Consider the following 693-nt stretch of genomic DNA (forward strand, 5'->3'; position numbering starts at 1 on the left):
CGTTCGCCAGGGAGCGAAGCGACCGTGAGGGCGAAGCCCGAGGCGAACCACAGCCATCAGGCTTGCGTCAGGCCGCCTCGCTCCGCTCACGGTCGGCCGCAAGCGGCCTCCCTGGCGACCGCATGCTTTCGTTCACCAGGGAGCGCAGCGACCGTGAGGGCGAAGCCCGAGGCGAACCAACCAATCACGCTCGCGTCACGTCGCCTCGCCTCGCCTCGCGAACCGCCTGTGGACGATCTCGTTGACCCTCCGAACCAGCGCGATCGACCATGCCGGATGCCGTTCACCTACGTCCTGCTCTGCGCTGACAACACCTACTACACCGGCAGCACCTGGGACCTCCTGACCAGACTTCGCCAGCACCGTTCAGGAGAGGGTGCTGCGTACACGAGCAGACGTCTGCCGGTGAGGCTCGTCTACTACGAGGAGTACGAGCGGATCAACGAGGCCTTCTACCGCGAGAAGAAGATCCATGGCTGGACGCATGGCAAGAAGCGCATGCTGGTCCGAGACGGCCCGGGGGTGAGGGTCGACGGCGACACGCACCTCTTCGGATCCGCGTGAGTGATGAGCCGCCGTCCGCCAGGGAGCGCAGCGACCGTGAGGGCGAAGCCTGAGGCGAACCAACCAATCAGGCTCGCGTCACGTCGCCTCGCTTCGCTCACGGTCGGCCGCAGGCGGCCTCCCTGGCGA

1 protein-coding gene is annotated in these 693 nt (G+C 66.8%); it reads left to right on the plus strand.

All coding sequences use genetic code 11. From position 1 onward, the window contains the following. Positions 1-276: 276 nt before the first annotated feature. Complete coding sequence (locus tag IFT73_RS18565; RefSeq protein WP_192168918.1) at positions 277-564, plus strand: GIY-YIG nuclease family protein; 288 nt, start codon at positions 277-279, stop codon at positions 562-564. Positions 565-693 lie beyond the last annotated feature (129 nt).

The organism is Aeromicrobium sp. CFBP 8757, assembly GCF_014841755.1.
Taxonomy (GTDB): domain Bacteria; phylum Actinomycetota; class Actinomycetes; order Propionibacteriales; family Nocardioidaceae; genus Aeromicrobium.

Coding starts and splice junctions, on each gene's coding strand:
- IFT73_RS18565 (WP_192168918.1), top strand. CDS start 277: ATGCCGTTCACCTACGTCCTGCTCTGCGCTGACAACACCTACTACACC.